The sequence below is a fragment of the Synechocystis sp. PCC 7339 genome (assembly GCF_019924095.1).
Classification (GTDB): domain Bacteria; phylum Cyanobacteriota; class Cyanobacteriia; order Cyanobacteriales; family Microcystaceae; genus Synechocystis.
In genome coordinates, this window is the sequence record NZ_CP063659.1 from 354,981 (window position 1) to 373,012 (window position 18,032).

Consider the following 18,032-nt stretch of genomic DNA (forward strand, 5'->3'; position numbering starts at 1 on the left):
TGATCCATTGGTTATGTTTGAGTTATTTTTTTTGTGGGATTAATCAATGAAATTAATCAACTTTAATGTTTGGTTGATAATAGCATCGCGGTCTACTTTTTCTGCTAAGTTAACGGCATCATAAATTCCACCAAACGCTTCCAGGGATGCGTTATCTAAAGCTCGATCATAAGCTTCAGCTAAAATTTCTTGTAAATTCATTTGACTAACATGATAACCCACTGCTTGCCTGCGTTTATTAATACGTTCAATGGCGTTAATGGCATTACGAATAGAAACTTCCCAAGAATTAGTGCTCCTTGCTTCTGCCTGTTGTTTGATTAAATGAACCAGTAAAACAATGCAATAACTATAAATTTTATTGATTTTATCCTCTTTGCTCATTGTTTCTAGTTCGTCAATTAAAGCCAATGCGGCAGCGGTTTCCCCAGATTGTACTAATTGTTTTAACTCTAATAATTCTTCCATGGTCTCAACCTAAGTAATGACACCCATCTGTTCAATTTTACGGCGGGCTTCCACTGATTGGTGAAAATCCACACAGGGGCGGGGATAATCTACTCCCAATTGTAGTCCCCATTGTTTTTGTTCTGTGGCAGATAATAACCATGGTTGGTGGATTTTTTCACCGGGTAAATTATTCAATTCTGGCAACCAATGACGTAAATAATCTCCTTGGGAATCGTATTGTTGACTTTGTTTGGGAATATTAAAGTAACGGAAATCCCTAGCGTCATTACCTATGCCAGCGGTGTAGTTCCAATTGCCCCAGTTACTACAAACATCGTAATCAATTAAGCAAGATTCAAACCATTCTGCTCCCCAACGCCAATCAATGCCCAAATTTTTGCAGAGAAAGCTAGCGACATTTTGCCGTCCCCGATTAGACATAAAGCCGGTGAGATTTAATTCCCGCATATTGGCATCCACTAGGGGGTAACCAGTCTGTCCCGATCGCCAGAGTTGAAAACGAACTTGATCCCGTTGCCAGGGAATTTTTTTGTTCAGCAATCCTCCTTGGTTAAATAACCTATTGCCATATTTTTGGGCCACAAAACGGAAAAAATCCCGCCACATTAGCTCGAAAATTAACCAATAAGTAGAATCATTACTAATTCGTTCCTGCTCGTAGCGTTTCACTTCTTGGTAAATGAAACGGGGGGAAAGGCAACCCAATGTTAACCAAGGAGAAAACTTGCTGGAATAATCTGCTCCCACCATGCCATTGCGGGTTTCTTTATAACTTTTTAGGCGATCGCCATCCCAAAAGTAGCTTTGTAACCGAGCTAAGCCTGCTGTTTCTCCCCCTTGGAAAGCTAAAACAGAACGAGCATCCATGGTAGCGGCGGGGAAAAATTCTGACGGCGGCAGAGTTAAGGTCAGTTGAATATCAGGGCTAGGAGCCAGTGGAGAAGGGGTAGAAAAACACGGACGAATGGGGATTTTTTGCTTTTCGACACTTTTGCGGAAATTGGTAAATAAATCTGGCAAATCTTGGACAGAAAAAGGTAAATCTTCGGGATGGTAAAGGGTACTCCCCCAATAACCTTCTGCTTGTATGTCTACAGCTACTAATTGCTTAACTAAACTGCGCTCTACATCTAATTCTTCTTGGGTAACTTCCCGATGGTAATAAACAGTTTTAGCGTTAATTTGCTCAGCTATTTGGGGGATTGCTTGCTCCGGTAATCCCGTCGTTACTAACAACTTATTCCCTACTTTCTGCAAATTTTCAGCTAAATTCTGCACCCCTTGTCGCAGGAAATTAGCCCGCCAAGCTCCCGTTTTTGGAAAACCCTGGGCCGTGTGGCCAAATTGCCTGGGGTCATAACAGTAAACAGCGGCAACTGCCAAACCCGATCGCCATGCCTGGTAAAGAGGTTCGTGATCATGCAAACGGAGATCATTGCGAAACCAAACTAAAGCAGTGGAACGGGCCATGGCAATAACCGAAAAACCTTTCTCCGTAAGGAATCTAATTATCCTGGGGCAAGGCCCGTAGATGATTTAATCGTTCCTGGGCTTCCGATAGTTCCGGGGTCAGGGCCAAGGCTTGTTCATAACTGGGGATAGCTTGATCCTTTAGTTCCATCGCCTCCAACACAAAGCCTCGGCTCAGCCAAATATGACCATCCTCCGGATTTTGTTGCACCGCTTCTTCAAAATTAGCTAGGGCCTCCGTTAACCGCCCCATATTCCCTAACGCACTACCCCGGTTTTGCCATGCCGGCCCCATATTAGGATTCAAATTAATGGCCTCACTCCAACTGGCGATCGCGGCCTCTAACTCCCCTGTTTCCGCCTGCTGTAAACCGAGATAGAACCAATCTTCTGCAGTGGTAGGTTCCGGTAACTTTACTGGACTTTGTTGAAACTCAATTCCAACTTCGGGCATATCTTCCCGAACATTTAGACTAGATTCTGTTTTAGTAGCTTCCAAGTTTTGTTCCGCCGGTTCAGCTTGGGCCGCCCCATCTTCGGAAGGGTTATCCAACATTTCCGCCGGGATGCTGAATTTTTCCATCAAAGCTTGTAAAACCGCCTGGGGATCGGTGCTCTCAATGCCCAAAAAGCCGGCAAAATGGGCCACTAAACCGGGATCATGGGGTAAGCGTTGCACCAACTCATCAAAGGTGAAACTTTCCATTTGCCCTTCAGCTTGAGCCTGCTCCACCGAGACTAAATCTGGGCCATCATATTCCCATACCGTATCCATCTGGGGTGGTGACTGGCGAGCATACAGTTCCCTGCCAATGCGCTGGGATTTATCCCCAATGGGGGCAATCTGGGGAAAGGATTGGGCCAATTCCCCCAAACGCATCATCCGGGCGGCTAGAACCAAATTAGGGGAAGGGGAAGCCAGCACCGTAGTTTGAAACCGATCCAACCAATCAAGCCATTGTTTAGGGCGACAGCGGTGGTCCAACTGTTGAAAAAATTTGAGAATGCGTCCTTCGTGCCAACCGTGGGCAATGCCTTCTAGCAGTTGATTAAACAAAAATTCATAATCAGTGTCGCTCAGGGGGGGAAGTTCCTGGAGGGATTTAGTCCTCGGCCCTGGGCCGCCCACCAGGGGGGCAAAAAGTTGTTGTATCCACTGCCAAATACGCTGGAAAAATTTCTGCATCCTAAAATGGGGTGACGGTCACTGTTGACGGATTACGGGGGCGACACTTACTGACAATTATTCTAAGCCATGGTTTGCCCCTCCCTAAGGATTATCAACACCAACAGATTTTGGCCCTGGATTTTTGGCGATCGCCGGTTGCAATTTGAAATCTGCCACTACCATGGGGGGTAAAGTATCAGCGTCATTGCCCAGTCCGATTCCATTGGAGCCATTGCATGAGTACCACCCAAGCCCCTCCCCTCGTTTCCCTCCAAGCCCCCAAGGACGTTTCCCTAGAGGCGATCGAGTCTGAGTTAGCCCAAATTTGGCAAACCAGTGCCCAACAGGAAGAGGGTTTAATCGCTACTAGGGCCACCACTTTCAGTTTTTTAGTGTATGAACCGGACGGGGTCCAATCCCTGCTAGCCGCTCTCGGTTACTACACCGGCCCCATTGATGGCATTGCGGGGCCCCGCATGACCGCCGCCATTAAATCGGCTCAAAAAGCTTTGGGGGTGGCGGTTACCGGACTATCTAGCCCAGAATTTAAACAAGCATTACAGACTGCCTTTGAAGCGGCCCACCGGGAAGGCAATTTACTCAGCACCGCTGAACGGATCACTAAACCCTATTCCCCCGACTTGGAAGGGAGTGGCATTGCCGATACCATTGCTGCCTCTAACCCCTGTCGCATTATTACCCTTTGTCCCACCGCGGAGGATGACCAAGGGGTACAGGCCCAGCTTTCCGCTTACTGTCCCATCCAAAAGACTCAGCACAATACCCTCATTTGTTGTGAATACATCACCCTGCGGGGTACTTCCGATGCGTTAGAGCGCATTACCGGTGTGATCACAGAGTTAATGTTGCCCACCCTACCTAAATATGTGTGGTGGAAAGCAAGCCCAGAAATGGAGTATGGACTATTTCAAAGGTTATTGTCCCACGCGGACATGATCATTGTGGATTCCAGTATTTTTAACAATCCCGAACAGGATTTGTTCCAATTGGCCCAATTGGTTAATAAGCCAGAGGCGATCGCCGATTTGAATTGGAGCCGCTTGGCCCCCTGGCAGGAGTTGACGGCCGAAGCATTCGATCCGCCGGAGCGTCGTTCTGCGGTGGGGGAAATTGACCAAATTTCCATTGATTATGAAAAGGGTAACCATGCCCAGGCATTGATGTATTTGGGCTGGGTGGCCAGTCGTTTGCAATGGACTCCCATCAGCTATAGCTACGAACCAGGGGTGTACGAGATTCACAAAATCCAATTCTGTGCCCCCAACCAACGGGCCATTGAAGCAGAACTGGCCGGTTTACCTTTGGCCGATACGGGGCAGGTACTGGGGGATTTAATTAGCCTTAAACTGGGTTCCACCAATACCCAGGCCCATTGCGGCACCGTGCTTTGTTCCGGTACCGTCGGCTGTATGCGTATGGAAGCAGGGGGCGGAGCGCAAAACTACCGGGTGCAACAGGTCACTGCCCTGGACGACCAAAATACGGAGCAGTTACTGGGACGACAATTGCAACGCTGGGGCCGGGATGGTCTCTACGATGAATCCATGGCGATCGTGTTGGCTATTTTACAACTGTCCCAGGCAGGATAATGGCAGAATAAACATTAACTTCCTTTGGCTTAATGCGTTCTTAACCTTCTTCGGCTATGACTTCCCCCACTGTTCCGTTGATTTCCTTTGACCAGTTACAAAAAAACTTTGGCCCCCTCGAGGTTCTGCGAGGAGTAACGGGGGAAATTTATCCTAAGGATGTTATTTCCATCATCGGCCCTTCTGGCTGTGGCAAAAGTACTTTTTTGCGTTGCCTCAATCGCCTAGAACCCATCAGTGGTGGTCAGTTAGAGGTGGCTGGGGTGGATTTATCTGGGGCAAAGATTGACCAAAAACATCTGCGGCAATTGCGGGTGCGGGTGGGCATGGTCTTTCAGCATTTCAATCTTTTTCCCCACTTGACGGTTTTGCAAAATCTGCTATTGGCTCCCCGCAAAGTGTTGCAAATTCCTATGGCCGAAGCTAAGGATAGGGCCCTGACCTACCTGGATAAAGTGGGTTTAGGCAATAAAGCAGATAACTACCCTGACCAACTCTCCGGCGGCCAAAAGCAACGGGTGGCGATCGCCAGGGGTTTGTGTATGAAACCGGAAATTCTGTTATTCGATGAGCCTACCAGTGCCCTAGACCCAGAACTAGTGGGGGAAGTGCTGAATGTGATGAAACAGTTAGCCGAAGAGGGCATGACCATGGCGGTGGTGACCCATGAAATGCAGTTTGCCCGGGAAGTATCCAATCGGGTCTTTTTCTTTAACCAAGGGATCATTGAAGAAGAGGGAGACCCCGACGAAGTTTTTCGCAATCCTAAGAGCGATCGCCTGCGGGCATTTCTCAGTCGCATTCAGTCCAACTAGTTAGTTCAGTAATCAATTTTTTTCTAAATTCTCCGTATTTTCACTGTTGATTTTTCAACCAAATTTTCTGCCTTCCTTAGCTTTTTCCTAAAATGGTGGGGACTTAAAACAAAAAGCCTAGGACGAATGCCCCGGTGACCGGCCTAAGTAGCCATAAAAATAGGCTAGCGAAAGGCGATCGCCAGCCTAGGGATAGAAGTAAAAGCTTTACTAGTGTGGTTTTTGATCTATTTTCCGGTAATGCTGGGTTAAACAGCCTGGAAATTGCGCCAAACCCCCATTAAAATCCCCTGGATTTCAACATCACTGGCTTTCAGTTCTTGACCGGGGCCTTTGTTGTTGGAGGCCTTAAGTACGACTTTAGTGCCATCTTGGTAATAGCGTTTGATAGCAATTTTGCCACCCTTAATGCTGGCAGCTACCAATTCCCCATCTTCGATTTCTTCTTCCCCAGTCACAGAACGGAGAATCAGCATATCGCCTTCGACAATAAAGTCGTCCACCAGGTCATTGCTCATTACCCGGAGGGCAAAAACCGATGACTTCTTCATCAGGGGGGCAAAGTCAATCTTTTCCACTTCCTCTGCGTCTGCTTCCACCAGTTCACCGCCTTTGAGTTCGCCGATGACGGAAACTCCTTTGGGTTTTTGATGAAGAATTCTCAGGGTGCGGGCTTTGCCATCAGTCCAATCAACGTAACCCTTATTGCGTAGCCGTTCCAGCCGACTTTGAATGGGGGCCGGAGAACGCAAATTCATGGCCCGCATCATTTGGCGGATAGAGGGGGCATGCTGGGTTTCGTCAATGTAACTAACTAACCAGTCAAAAAGTTCTTTTTGGGCTCGGGTGAGAGGTTCCATGTAATATCTCCTATAGGAATGTATTTAGGACTCTCGGACTATTTTAAACCCAGTCATAACATTCAGGGCAACTATACTAAAAAAGATACAAAATTTTACATTTCTGCGGATTTTCCCTCATTTTTGGCTATTAGAAGGTGATCGCCGCTGTGATTGACGACGGCAAAGCAGAATCAATGATTACCCCGAAAAACGTTACTGTTGTCACCCTTGATCTCAGCGATTACCGATCTTCTCAGTTTCCTGCACCTGTTCAATTAAGCCCCGCACCTCCTTGGTACCAGCGGACGGTTCAAAGGCCAGGGGAAATTTGCCACTGCCAATCATCCGTAGTCCCAGGGGTAAAATACTAGCAATGCCCTTGAGGTCCCGGAAAAAATTACCCACTACATAGATACCAAATTTACGCTCATCCACCCAACCGCCGGCTTTAACCAAATCCACCATGACTTTACGGTGACGCACCGGGCGACTGTCCTGGGCTGTTTTCTTGGCCAGAAGGGCAGATTTAATTTTCCCAATCTGGTCCATGGGGGCTACTTCCATCGGGCACACTTCATTGCAGAGGTAACAGCGGGTACAACCCCAAGCTCCGGCGGTGGCATTGTTGTAGTTTTCGAGGCGATCGGCCGTGGCTCCATCCCGGGAGTCGGCCAATAATCTTTGAGCCTTTGCCAGGGCGTGGGGGCCAACAAAATCGGGGTTAACAGATTTAGCATTGCATTCGGAATAACAGGCCCCACAAAGGATGCAATTACCCATTTGGTTGAGTTTTTCCCTTTCCGCCGGGGTCTGGAGAAATTCCCGTTCCGGTACCTTGCGGCTCTGGGTACTAACATAGGGTTCCACCCGTTCCAAGTCGTCCCAGAAGGGTTGCATATCGACAATCAAATCCTTGATGACAGGCAAATTACCGAGGGGAGCCACCGTCACCACAGGAATGCCCGCTTCGTTAACCTGGGTAAATAATTGGGTTTCACTGCCCACATTTTCCTTACAGGCCAAGGCTGATCGCCCATTAACCCGCATACTACAACTGCCGCAGATGGTGTTGCGACAATTTTTGCGGAAGTTTAAGCTGCCATCCTGTTCCCATTTAATCCGATTTAAACACTCCAAAATAGTGGTGCCGGGCTCCACTTCTAGATCAAATTTTTCTAGGTAGGGAGACTGTTGCGGTTTTTGGCGCAAAATTTGGAATTGGACTTGCATAGAAAACACCGTGGGGAAAGCAATGTTGGCTGAGGCTCCACCTCAAAGTTTAGTGGAAGATTCATTGCCGTGGGTGGGGATTGGGCTGTGGCGATACGAATTGATTTCATATTGGTGTGAAACACTGAAAAAGTTGCGTTGTCATAGTTCTATGCAAAGCCGGATGATTGCTCGGAGTTGGGCTTTTACCCTGATGTTGGGAATATTAACGAGATCTTCTGCCGTAACTTTTGCCCATGCGGGGCACGGAGATGAATTTCACCAAAGTGAATCGGCCCAATCTGCCCAGGACATTTCCCTTGATGCAGATACCATTCGTCGCCTCCTCCCAAAAAGATTTTCTCCATAAATTGACCACTCAAATGGTGTGTGAAAACCAAACCATCACCGTTAAGCATCAGGGGATTTTGACTGTAGAAAGTGAACTAGGGCAAGGTAGTTGGTTTGCCGTTAGGCTTCCTCTGTTCCATGGAAGTGGAGATGGCTATGGTCTGAGCTATGGTAGTGGCTATGCTCATGCCAGAATCCTTGTTCAAAATGGTCAGAGGGTCGTAAAAAATAAAACAGAGTAAACAAGCTGAGGGCTAAAGTAGCCAGGTAGAAAAAACTGTTTTGAGCAGAGTAACTGCCTAGCCAGCCTGCTAAGGGATAGGAAAAAGTCCACCAGAGATGGCTCCAGGCAAAATGGGCACCATAAACTCGGCCTTGAAGGTTTTTAGCGACTCGGTTAGCAATCAAGGTTTGGGTGGGTACATTGACCAATACCAGCAACCGCCCACAAAACCAATAATCCCTGTAGATTTGCCATGGGGACAGGCAGAATAGCAAGGGTCATTAGAACAGCCCCAAAAGTAGTTAAAATAATGTGTTTTTCTTGTTGCTGACCATTACCTAAACCGAGGGAAGCCACCGTCGCTCCCAGCCCAAAAGCCGCCATTACCCAACCGTACTCAATTTTGCCTAAGTTCAAAACCCCTTGGACATAACCAACGGTATTAACCAAAATTCCTGCTCCAGCCAAGGACACGACTAACTGCATAGTTAGGGCATAACGAATCAGGCGATCGCCGAAAAGACATTGGGTTCCAGTAGCTATATCCTGTCCAATTTGGGCCGGGGTACGAACTGGCTGGGGAGCTGAGTTAGCCAAAAGCTTTCCTGGCAATGTGAGGATCAAAACGGCGGCTATCAAAAAAGTGAGGGCATCCCCCCAAAAGATATTTCTTATTCCCACAAAAGCTGCCAAGCTACCTGCTAACCCTGGCCCTAAAACCCCCAAAAGTTGATAAGTGGCACTGGAGAGGGCGAACCGCGAAGCGGCGGCGGAGCCTCCCGCCTGGGGATATTCGTCATTCTTTGTCACTAGAGGAATCGTCGCAGTATAAGTCGGGGTAAAAAAGTCGTTAAATACATTTAGCCCCAGAACTAGTCCATAAATTTGCCAAGCTTCGGTCACCCAGGGAAATAGACAAATAATTCCGAGTCTTGCCAGATGGGTGAATATCATAATTCGCTTGCGATCATAACGGTCGGCGATCGCCCCTGCCACAGGGGACAGCAGTACAAATATCGTTACTCTCAGGGTTAAGGCTCCAGCAAGGATGACCCCGGCCCCTTCACGAGCTAAATCAAAGGCTAATAGGGCCAATCCCACCCAGGTCAGCGCATCCCCCAGCAAATTAATGGTCTGTGCCAGGTATAACTGGGCGAATAGACGGTTTTGTAAACAATGGAGGATGGGGGGCAGTTTGCCCATGGTGCTGATGGAGAGTAGAAAGTTGATCTCTATTTTATGCCCCCAGGGGGGATATTACTTGCCCAATAGTGGTTAGGGCTAAATGGTTTGTTAATTAGCTTGGGCGAGTTCCTCCGCCAACAGTTTTTGATAAATTGTTGGCAGAGAAGCAGTCATAATATTGTCTTCAATACCATGACCTAAACTTGTCCAAGTGGGAGAAAGCTTTTTCAATACTTCTTCAACCTGACCCTTTTGCAATTGGGTGGAAAGGTCTATGCCCCAATGGTGTTGATCCATCAGCCATCGATAGGTAACTAAATCCTGGGATTCAGGGTCAAAACTATAGTTTGTTTTTCTTATTTGACGTTGAGGATGATATGAAGCCGCTTTTTCCTGCCAAGTTTTAGTCAAAAATTGATAACGTCCTGCCGCTGTGGAGCAAAGCCCTTGATTTACTTTTGTTTTAATAGGGATACAGGTATTGGGATGATGGCTTAAATCATGGATATGTTGGCCGCCATAAAGCAGAATATAGGGATTTTTACCATTAGATTCACTGGCAGAAATCGTCCGCATTAAAGCTCTGATATAAGGGTCACCTCCTTCCATTGCTAGGGGCGGTAAATGCCCAAAAAAGGGATTAATTTTTTCGGATTCAGGAGACTTTTTGACAAAAGTTGCCAAACATAGGGCAAATAACAAAGCCACCAGGGCAAAATGGGGCCACCAAGATGATTTTTTAGCCCTTCGGGGATGGCGATTATAGCGAGTCAGATTTTGAGTAATGGTCATGAAAGTTAACCAGCCAAAAGTATAGATAAAAAATCTCTCCTAATGTTCTTAAAAACAGATAAGGAGAGATAAAAATTCACGTTTAAAAATTCAATTTTTGGACACTCACTGTATCGTTACGGATAAAGGGAGTAATTTGATCTACATTGGTGGGCCGTTTGGGCATTAACCATTTACCGAATTTGGCATAGAGGGCAGGAATCACCAACAGGGTTAGGGCTGTGGAGGTACACAAACCACCAAGCACAACGATCGCCAAAGGTTGGAGAATTTCATTACCTGCACTGCTGGCCGTAGCAAGGGGTAACATCCCCAAAGCTGAAGTTAAAGCAGTCATTAGAATAGCATTGACCCGTTCCATAGACCCTTTAAAAATGGTTTCCTTGAGTTTCATTCCCTGGGCAAATTTCTGGTTGTAGTTATCCACTAGCAGTAACCCATTCCGTACTGCCACTCCAAAGAGGGTAATAAAACCCACTAGGGAAGCGATAGAAATGACTCCGCCGGTGAAAACAACGGATAGCAAACCCCCAATTAGGGCTAGGGGGAGGTTGATCATAATGGCGATCGTTGCTGGGAGAGATTTAACTGAAAAGAACATCAACACTCCAATCACCAAGGCGGCAATAAAACTAAAGAGAAGCAGACTATTAGTTGCCCGTTGTTCTGACTCAAACTGACCACCATATTCGATGAAATAGCCCTGGGGAAGTTGTACCTTTTGTTGAATTTGAGCTTGCACATCCCCCACGACACTACCTAAATCCCGCTCAGACACGTTGGCGGAAACCACAATTAAGCGAGAAACATCTTCACGGTTAACGACATTGGCTCCCATGCCGTATTCCACCTTAGCTACATCCCCTAGGGTAGTTATCTGACCAGTGGGCGTACTAATGGGAATTGCGCCGATGGCATCGAGACTATTGCGCTCAGTCTCCGGTATCATCACCACCACATTGATCAATTGTTGATCTTCAGGCACTTGGGACACAACCCGTCCATTTAAGGCCGTTTCCACTACGGCGGAAATATCAGCCATCTTTAACCCATACTGGGCGGCGGCGGTGCGGTCATAGTGAATTTGCACTTGACGGATGGGTAGCTGGGGTTCTAGTTGGAGGTCAACAATCCCCGGCACAGTTTTCATGGCTTCTTGTACCTGCTCCCCGATAGCCCTTAGTTCCTGTAGGTCTGGGCCAAAGATTTTAACGGCGATCGCACTTCTGACCCCTGATAACACCTCATCCATGCGGTGGGAAATAAAGCCCCCCATATTGGAAGCTACCCCCGGCAATTGGTTAAAGGCTTCCCGTAACTGTTTAACACTACCCTCCCGGTCTTTGAGCGCTTCATCACTCAATTCCACATCAACGTGGGCCATACTGACCCCAGCCCCATCGGCATCCCCCGGCGCACGACCAGCTCGAATTTGTACCCATTCATAAAAGGGATTATCCTTGAGGTTATTAAATAGGGCTATCCCAGCCCGATTGGTCATATCGAGGGAAACCCCTGGAAAAAGAACCATGGAATTGACCATGGATTTTTCTCGAAACTCTGGTAGAAAAACCCGTCCCAGACTAGGAACCAAAGAGACTGAGGCAATTAAAGCGATCAGGGCTATGCTCAAAATCACTTGGGGAGCGCGGAGGGAAAAATTTAACAACGGACGATATAACCGCTCTGCCCAGCGGGAAACAAAAGTACCTTCCTGGGGCAGTTGTTGGTTAGCCAAGAGAATCCCACACAAAGCCGGGGAAACGGTCATGGCCACTAGGGTGGAAGCACCAATGCAGAGTAAATAGGCTAAACCCATGGGGGCAAAAATCCGCCCTTCTACCCCCGTTAAGCTGAAAATAGGCGCAAAAACCACCACGATGATCACGGTGGAAAAGATCACCGCCAATCGGACTTCTACGGAAGTTTCATAAACTACCCGCAAAGGATGTTTGGGATTGCCTTCGGCTTGGTTGGTGCGTAAGCCCCGATAGCAATTTTCCATATCCACAATGGAGTCATCCACCACGGAACCGATCGCCACGACTAATCCCCCTAGGGTCATGGTGTTAATGCCTAATCCCCAGGCTTTCATGAACATCAAACCAATGAGCAGGGAAAGGGGAATGGCCGTTAAGGTAATCACCGCCGTGCGCCAATTCATTAAAAAGATCAGCATAATCACTGAAACAATGACAATGCCCTGTAACAGAGAAGTACTGACGTTGCGAATGGCAGAGTCAATAAAGTTAGCTTGGCGAAAGGTTCTGGCAATCTGCACATCGGCGGGAAACGTGGGTTTTAGAGAGGCGATCGCCGCTTCTACCGCTTTAGTGACCGTTGGCGTATCCACATCGGGTTGTTTATTGACCATCATTACAATGGCCGGTTGGCCGTTAAAGCTAGCATCTCCCCGCTTGAGGGCACTGCCAGTTTTAACTTCAGCCACATCCTCTAGCAGGATAGGTTGGCCGTCCACCACTTTCACCACCGATCGCCGCAGGTCTTCAATGGTTTGCATTTGACCCAGACCCCGTACCAATAGTTCTTGACCACCGCCAATTAAGAAACCCCCTGGGGCATTGGAATTGGCTCCAGCACTGGCTTGGGTAACTTCATTGAGGGAAACTTTGAGGGAACGCAGTTTGGCCGGATCGACTAAAACCTGTTCCTGACGTTCATCCCCTCCGTAGATGGTGACTTGGGAAACCCCTGGCACCGAGAGGATTTGGTTGCTGACGGTGGTTTCGAGCAATCGTCGTAGCTCCATTAAGTCGGAACTTCCCTGACCATTGATCGTAAAGGCATATTGCAAAATCGTTCCCAGGGGAGAAACCAAGGGCGAAATTTCCGGGGGATGACTCCCTTCCGGTAGTTGATTAGTGACCTGTTGCAGGCGTTCCGTCACTGTTTGACGGGCTTTATAGACATCCGCATCCTGGTCAAAGACCACACTGACCATGGAGAGGCCCACCTTAGAAGAAGACCGCACCGTTGTTACCCCCGGTAAACCATTCACCGCACTTTCAATGGGAACAGTGATTTGGGTTTCCACTTCTTCCGGTGCTAGGCCGGGGGCTTCGGTGTGAATATCCACCTGGGGTGGGGCAAACTCAGGAAACACATCCAGGGGCATTTGGGCAACACTAATGACTCCCCAAATGGTGATGCCAATGGCCGCAATGACAATAAACCAGCGTTGGGCGATCGAAGTTTTGAGAATTTGATTGAGAAGATTATTCAACATAAGTCAATGGGGGCAAGGGCTGGAGAGGAAAATTAAACTTATTTGCCAAAAATGTTTTTGCCTTTGCGACTCAGGTTATAAGCTCGTAATCCCAGAATTCCAGCCCCAATAACCCCTAATCCTCCCAAGGCAATGGGTAAAACGGGCAATCCTGATTCTGCCGCCACGGGGGGGCTTGCCTGGGTTTCATTGGGAGCAGTGCTTTGGGTTTCAGCAGGGGAAACGGTTTCAGGAGCCTCAGCTACCACCGGTTCCTCAGTTTCCGCCTCCGCCGTTTGAGTTTTGCGGGATTCAGCATAAAGGGATAAAGAGCCCTGGGTAACTAACTTTTCCCCCACCGATAATCCTTCAGTGATTTCAATCAATGCCCCCTGGGTTGCTCCGGTCGTCACAGGCACCGGCTCATAAAAACCTTCATACTGCACAAACACCAGTTGCTTATCTCCCCCGTCCACCAACGCTGTGGCAGGAATATAAACCCCCCCATTGCCCTCCGGTGCAGAGGCGATCGGTTCCACCACAATGCCTAACAAGGAATCGGTTTCTGCATTCACGGCAACCCGATTAATGCCTCCCTCGGCTTGAAACTCGTCACCGTGACCTACATGAGCGATCGCCAGGTTAGGTACTGCCAGGGTTAAACCGAGAGCCAGAAGGGAACTTGCTAATTGAATCGTTTTCATCACACCACCTCACATTGGGAATTTGGCCAAGATTTTTTCCAGTCTGCCAGAGGGGGTATGAAATTCAGGTGAAATTCTCCTTCCCCCGCTAAGATCAGACCGTTATAAAAAAGACAGAGGCGATGCGAATTTTATTGGTGGAAGACGAAACGGATTTGGGACTGGCAATTAAAAAAGTGCTGGTTAGTGAAAAATATGTAGTGGATTGGGTAACGGATGGCTCCCAAGCTTGGGATTATTTGGACCATCAATGGACGGAATACACCCTTGCCATTGTGGATTGGTTACTGCCAGGATTATCGGGTTTGGAACTCTGTCAAAAATTACGGGCCCAAGATAATCCCTTGCCGGTGTTGATGTTAACGGCGTTGGGAGAACCGGAAAATCGAGTCGAAGGGCTAGATGCGGGGGCAGATGACTATCTAACAAAACCTTTTGTGATGGCAGAGCTATTAGCGAGATTAAGGGCACTACAACGGCGATCGCCACAATTCCAACCGCAAATTTTGACTTTAGGCAACTTCAGCCTTGATCCCAGTAATAATCTGTTATCGGTAACTATCTCGGAGCCGTCAAACCCAGAAAGACAGGAAATTGCCTTAACCGTCAGAGAATTTCAAATTTTTCAATATCTGATGCAAAATCCCGAGCGGACTATTCCTGGTAGTAAGATTCGGCAACAACTGTGGGATCTTGATGAAGAACCGATGAGTAATGTGGTGGCGGCCCAAATGCGTTTGATACGGCGTAAGCTAGCTCAACAGAATTGTCCTTGCCCCATTAAAACAATTCCTGGTCAAGGATATCGGTTCACCCTTTTGTTATGAATACCCGTCGCCTCTTTGCCCGTAGTCGTCTGCAATTAGCTTTCTGGTATGCCCTAGTAATGGGGGGAATTCTTACCCTGTTGGGATTAGGGGTTTATCGTGCCATTGTGCAGGCCAACTGGATGGCATTGGAGCGGGAAGTGGAGTCGATCGCCGGAACGTTGCATGACAGTTTAGAGCCAATGCTACCGAGGAATGCCAGTCCCACGGGGGTATTACAAAAAATGTTGCCCGATCTATGTTTGATTAACCAACCTTGCCAGGTTACTCCCACCCTGATTGAACGCCACACATTGGGCATTAGTGATCGCCGTTTATACTACATTCGCTTATTTGATTATCAAGGCAACCTGCTGGCCTTTTCCCCCAATCAACCGTCTTCCCTATCCCCCATTTTCAACAAGGAAATTTGGCAGACTATTCAACCACCAAAGGGCGATCGCTATCGGCAATTCACCACTATTTTGCATAGCGCCGGTAATACAAATCAATCCTCCTGGGGTTATCTACAAATTGGCCGGAGCCTGGCGGCCTTTGATACGGAAAATCAACGTATTCTTTGGATTTTAGGAATAAGTTTACCTCTTGCCTTAGCTTTAGTTGCCCTTTCCAGTTGGGGCTTAGCAAGGTTAGCTATGCGTCCCATTTACCAGTCCTACCAACAACAGCAACAATTCACAGCCAATGCGGCCCATGAATTGCGATCGCCGTTGGCGAGTCTGTTGGCTACGGTAGAAGCGGTGTTACGCATTGACTCAAGCCATTCCCCAGAAATTAACACCATGTTAAATACCGTTGAACGACAGGGGAGGCGATTAAGCCAATTGATTACCGATTTATTGTTGCTAAGTCGCTTGGAGCAGGAAACCACCGTCGAAGATTGGCGAGTTTGTTGTTTAAATGATTTAGTCAGTGACCTTGCTGAAGAGTTTTTGGAGTTGGCGATCGCCGCTGACATTGATTTGAGCAGTGATGTTACCTCAAAAGAAATTTATGTCTTGGGTAATGAATCCCAACTTTACCGATTAGTCTCAAACTTAATTGCCAACGCCATTCAATATACGACTGTCGGCGAAAATATCCGTATTACTCTGACATCTAGTGAGGAAATAGCTACCATTACCGTTCAAGATACGGGGATTGGTATTGCCCTCGACCAACAGGAACGAATTTTTGAGCGTTTTTACCGAATTAATCGGGATCGTTCTCGAAAAACGGGGGGGACAGGTTTAGGACTCGCCATTGCCCAGGCGATCACCGTTAAGCATCAAGGCGTTTTGAATGTAGAGAGTGAATTGGGGCAAGGTAGTTGGTTCACCATACAGTTGCCCATTGTCTCCGCATCAATGGCCCATTCTTAACCCCATTTCATCTTGGTTTCATATTCCTGTGAAAGACTAAGAACGTTGCACTGTCGGAATTCTATGCAAAACCGAATCATTGCCCAGGGTTGGGCCTTCTCCCTGTTGTTGGGGGTGCTGGTATTGTCTCCCAAGGCAACCTTCGCCCACGCTGGCCATGGGGATGAATTTCACCAAAGTGAATCGGCTCAATCTGCCCAGGGCGTAGCCCTTGATGGGGATACTATTCGTCGCCTAGATATTCAAGTAGAGCCTTTACAACCTCGTTCCTTAATGACCGGCATTAGAGCAACTGGCCAGATTGAAACCCTGCCGCAACAACGGGTTGAGGTCACAACCCCCGTGGGGGGAAAATTACTCGAACTATTAGTTAATCCAGGGGAAAGCGTTACGGCCGGTCAAGTCGTCGCCATTATGACCAGTGCTGAATTAGCGGAACTACGCACCACCGCCCAAGACCGACGGAGCTTGGCGATCGCCGCTGTGGAAGAGGCCCAAGCCGATCTAGAGCTAGCTCGGGAAAATTACCGCCAACAGCAACGGGTCACCCAAAGTGAAATAGAAGAAACCCGCATTGCCAAGGATTTTGCCCAAGAGCGTTACAACCGAGACCAGGAACTCGAAGCCAATGGAGCCTTACCCCGTCGCCAGCTTTTAGAATCGGAAGTGGCCTTAGCCCAGGCTCAGGCTAATCTAGTGAGAACCCAAAGTCGTTTACCTGTCAGTGAGGCAATCGCCCAAATCAAACGGGCCCAAACCGCCTTAAATGTTGCCCAAAAACAGGTCAAATTAAGCGAGGAAACCTATCAGACCCGTTTGCAACAACTGGGAACCAATGCCCGCGCCGACGGCACCATTGTGATTACAGCTCCCATTGCTGGCATAGTCATTGACCCCGCCACTACCCCAGAGCATGAAATTAAGGTCGGAGAATCCCGACAGGATGCAGGGGAACCGATTTTTACCATTATCAATAGCCAGCAAGTTCAAGTTTCAGCCAATATTTACGAAAAGGATTTAAACAAAATTCGCCAGGGCCAACGCATTCGGGGCTGGGCTAGTAATACGCCAGAAAAAATCTTTACGGGAAGGATTAATCAAATCGGCTCCGTGGTGGAAGGGGAAAATCGTATCGTTTCGGTGAAAGCGACATTGGATAATGCGGATGGTCAACTAAAGCCCGGTCTGTTCGTTGAGTTGGAAGTTTTAACCGACCGCACTCCTGCCCCGGTGTTAGCCGTACCCCAATCGGCCATTGTCAAAACTAACGATCAGCAAAATCTTGTTTTTGTGCAGAATGGCAATGTTTTTGAACCTATTACCGTGACCCTAGGACAGGTGGCTGGGGATTGGGTAGAAATCAAAGAAGGCTTATTTGCAGGGGATTTAGTGGTTTCCCAACGGGCCAGTCAACTCTATGCCGAATCTTTACGCACCAAACCTCCTGAAACGGTAGAAGAGACCGAAGAATCCCTAGAAACAACAGAATCGACCTTTTCTCTACCGGTCTTGCCAACATGGCTTTTACCCTTGGGGGGAACTGTAGTTGCCGCTGGACTATTTTGGGCCGGTAGTCTCTGGGGAAAACGCCAACAGAGCCAACCGTTGCGGGAACGTAGCTTAATGTCTAGCCCAGACGAACCATCTCTGGAAATCGAAAAAGTGCTGGTTGAAAGTCCGTCCCCCCAAGACTTTTCCTAAATTCCCTGTCCCATCGAAGCTATCCATACTTCGGCAAGCTCAGTAACCTCGCTCAGTAACCAAACCCTTCTTATTCA

At 47.9% G+C, this 18,032-nt stretch carries 16 protein-coding genes; 7 read left to right on the forward strand and 9 right to left on the reverse strand.

Translation table 11 applies throughout. From position 1 onward, the window contains the following. Positions 1-39 precede the first annotated feature (39 nt). From IQE94_RS01610 to IQE94_RS01620, 3 genes are read right to left on the reverse strand one after another with little or no spacing between them, the layout of a single operon-like run. Positions 40-468 carry a DUF29 family protein gene (locus tag IQE94_RS01610; protein ID WP_223342573.1) on the reverse strand — a complete coding sequence of 143 codons (429 nt, stop codon included), beginning with the start codon at positions 466-468 and terminating at the stop codon, positions 40-42. Positions 469-477: 9 nt separating this feature from the next. Next, entirely contained in the window at positions 478-1,941 is a 1,464-nt protein-coding gene (locus tag IQE94_RS01615) for a DASH family cryptochrome (protein ID WP_223342574.1), read from the reverse strand. Between the two features lie 34 nt (positions 1,942-1,975). Beyond that, complete coding sequence (locus tag IQE94_RS01620; protein WP_223342575.1) at positions 1,976-3,127, reverse strand: tetratricopeptide repeat protein; 1,152 nt, start codon at positions 3,125-3,127, stop codon at positions 1,976-1,978. An 11-nt stretch (positions 3,128-3,138) separates the two neighbouring features. Between IQE94_RS01620 and IQE94_RS01625 the strand changes: the two genes are divergently transcribed. The 3 genes from IQE94_RS01625 to IQE94_RS01635 all read left to right on the forward strand — a co-directional run bounded on the left by IQE94_RS01625 (position 3,139) and on the right by IQE94_RS01635 (position 5,534). After that, positions 3,139-3,276, forward strand: coding sequence for a hypothetical protein (locus tag IQE94_RS01625; RefSeq protein ID WP_212715714.1), 138 nt, complete (start codon positions 3,139-3,141; stop codon positions 3,274-3,276). A gap of 69 nt (positions 3,277-3,345) precedes the next feature. Continuing rightward, complete coding sequence (gene opcA, locus IQE94_RS01630) at positions 3,346-4,719, forward strand: glucose-6-phosphate dehydrogenase assembly protein OpcA (RefSeq protein WP_212715715.1); 1,374 nt, start codon at positions 3,346-3,348, stop codon at positions 4,717-4,719. Between the two features lie 56 nt (positions 4,720-4,775). After that, positions 4,776-5,534, forward strand: coding sequence for an amino acid ABC transporter ATP-binding protein (locus IQE94_RS01635; RefSeq protein ID WP_212715716.1), 759 nt, complete (start codon positions 4,776-4,778; stop codon positions 5,532-5,534). Between the two features lie 248 nt (positions 5,535-5,782). Here the strand turns inward: IQE94_RS01635 and lexA are convergent, their stop codons facing one another. Then, positions 5,783-6,394: a transcriptional repressor LexA gene (gene lexA, locus IQE94_RS01640; RefSeq protein ID WP_212715718.1), complete on the reverse strand. Its 612-nt coding sequence runs from the start codon at positions 6,392-6,394 to the stop codon at positions 5,783-5,785. A gap of 216 nt (positions 6,395-6,610) precedes the next feature. Next, positions 6,611-7,606, reverse strand: a complete 996-nt coding sequence (locus tag IQE94_RS01645; protein WP_212715720.1) for a succinate dehydrogenase/fumarate reductase iron-sulfur subunit — start codon at positions 7,604-7,606, stop codon at positions 6,611-6,613. 236 nt (positions 7,607-7,842) lie between these two features. Between IQE94_RS01645 and IQE94_RS18785 the strand changes: the two genes are divergently transcribed. After that, positions 7,843-8,178: a hypothetical protein gene (locus IQE94_RS18785; protein ID WP_370630494.1), complete on the forward strand. Its 336-nt coding sequence runs from the start codon at positions 7,843-7,845 to the stop codon at positions 8,176-8,178. 155 nt (positions 8,179-8,333) lie between these two features. On the opposite strand, the gene IQE94_RS01655 is transcribed toward IQE94_RS18785, so the two are convergent. From IQE94_RS01655 to IQE94_RS01670, 4 genes are all read right to left on the reverse strand, one after another. Further along, positions 8,334-9,362, reverse strand: a complete 1,029-nt coding sequence (locus IQE94_RS01655; protein ID WP_370630495.1) for an MFS transporter — start codon at positions 9,360-9,362, stop codon at positions 8,334-8,336. A 90-nt stretch (positions 9,363-9,452) separates the two neighbouring features. Beyond that, complete coding sequence (locus IQE94_RS01660; RefSeq protein WP_223342577.1) at positions 9,453-10,136, reverse strand: glycoside hydrolase family protein; 684 nt, start codon at positions 10,134-10,136, stop codon at positions 9,453-9,455. A gap of 82 nt (positions 10,137-10,218) precedes the next feature. Further along, positions 10,219-13,383: an efflux RND transporter permease subunit gene (locus IQE94_RS01665; protein ID WP_223342578.1), complete on the reverse strand. Its 3,165-nt coding sequence runs from the start codon at positions 13,381-13,383 to the stop codon at positions 10,219-10,221. 38 nt (positions 13,384-13,421) lie between these two features. Further along, a complete protein-coding gene (locus IQE94_RS01670; protein ID WP_223342579.1) occupies positions 13,422-14,066 on the reverse strand; it encodes a cobalt transporter in 645 nt (214 codons plus the stop codon). Positions 14,067-14,188: 122 nt separating this feature from the next. Between IQE94_RS01670 and rppA the strand changes: the two genes are divergently transcribed. The 3 genes from rppA (at position 14,189) to IQE94_RS01685 (ending at position 17,955) form a co-directional block, all read left to right on the forward strand. Next, entirely contained in the window at positions 14,189-14,893 is a 705-nt protein-coding gene (rppA, locus tag IQE94_RS01675) for a two-component system response regulator RppA (RefSeq protein WP_223342580.1), read from the forward strand. Then, positions 14,890-16,254 (forward strand): two-component system sensor histidine kinase RppB, encoded by a 1,365-nt coding sequence (gene rppB, locus IQE94_RS01680; protein ID WP_223342581.1) that lies wholly within the window; start codon positions 14,890-14,892, stop codon positions 16,252-16,254. Before rppA ends, rppB begins: the two co-directional genes overlap by 4 nt. A 63-nt stretch (positions 16,255-16,317) precedes the next feature. Beyond that, complete coding sequence (locus IQE94_RS01685) at positions 16,318-17,955, forward strand: efflux RND transporter periplasmic adaptor subunit (RefSeq protein ID WP_223342582.1); 1,638 nt, start codon at positions 16,318-16,320, stop codon at positions 17,953-17,955. Positions 17,956-18,032 lie beyond the last annotated feature (77 nt).

Bases quoted from the DNA above. Each gene is read 5' to 3' on its own strand.
- IQE94_RS01610 (WP_223342573.1), bottom strand. From the start codon at position 468: ATGGAAGAATTATTAGAGTTAAAACAATTAGTACAATCTGGGGAAACC.
- IQE94_RS01645 (WP_212715720.1), bottom strand. From the start codon at position 7,606: ATGCAAGTCCAATTCCAAATTTTGCGCCAAAAACCGCAACAGTCTCCC.
- IQE94_RS01635 (WP_212715716.1), top strand. From the start codon at position 4,776: ATGACTTCCCCCACTGTTCCGTTGATTTCCTTTGACCAGTTACAAAAA.
- IQE94_RS18785 (WP_370630494.1), top strand. From the start codon at position 7,843: ATGCGGGGCACGGAGATGAATTTCACCAAAGTGAATCGGCCCAATCTG.
- rppB (WP_223342581.1), top strand. From the start codon at position 14,890: ATGAATACCCGTCGCCTCTTTGCCCGTAGTCGTCTGCAATTAGCTTTC.
- IQE94_RS01660 (WP_223342577.1), bottom strand. From the start codon at position 10,136: ATGACCATTACTCAAAATCTGACTCGCTATAATCGCCATCCCCGAAGG.
- IQE94_RS01685 (WP_223342582.1), top strand. From the start codon at position 16,318: ATGCAAAACCGAATCATTGCCCAGGGTTGGGCCTTCTCCCTGTTGTTG.
- opcA (WP_212715715.1), top strand. From the start codon at position 3,346: ATGAGTACCACCCAAGCCCCTCCCCTCGTTTCCCTCCAAGCCCCCAAG.
- lexA (WP_212715718.1), bottom strand. From the start codon at position 6,394: ATGGAACCTCTCACCCGAGCCCAAAAAGAACTTTTTGACTGGTTAGTT.
- IQE94_RS01620 (WP_223342575.1), bottom strand. From the start codon at position 3,127: ATGCAGAAATTTTTCCAGCGTATTTGGCAGTGGATACAACAACTTTTT.
- rppA (WP_223342580.1), top strand. From the start codon at position 14,189: ATGCGAATTTTATTGGTGGAAGACGAAACGGATTTGGGACTGGCAATT.
- IQE94_RS01615 (WP_223342574.1), bottom strand. From the start codon at position 1,941: ATGGCCCGTTCCACTGCTTTAGTTTGGTTTCGCAATGATCTCCGTTTG.
- IQE94_RS01665 (WP_223342578.1), bottom strand. From the start codon at position 13,383: ATGTTGAATAATCTTCTCAATCAAATTCTCAAAACTTCGATCGCCCAA.
- IQE94_RS01670 (WP_223342579.1), bottom strand. From the start codon at position 14,066: ATGAAAACGATTCAATTAGCAAGTTCCCTTCTGGCTCTCGGTTTAACC.
- IQE94_RS01655 (WP_370630495.1), bottom strand. From the start codon at position 9,362: ATGGGCAAACTGCCCCCCATCCTCCATTGTTTACAAAACCGTCTATTC.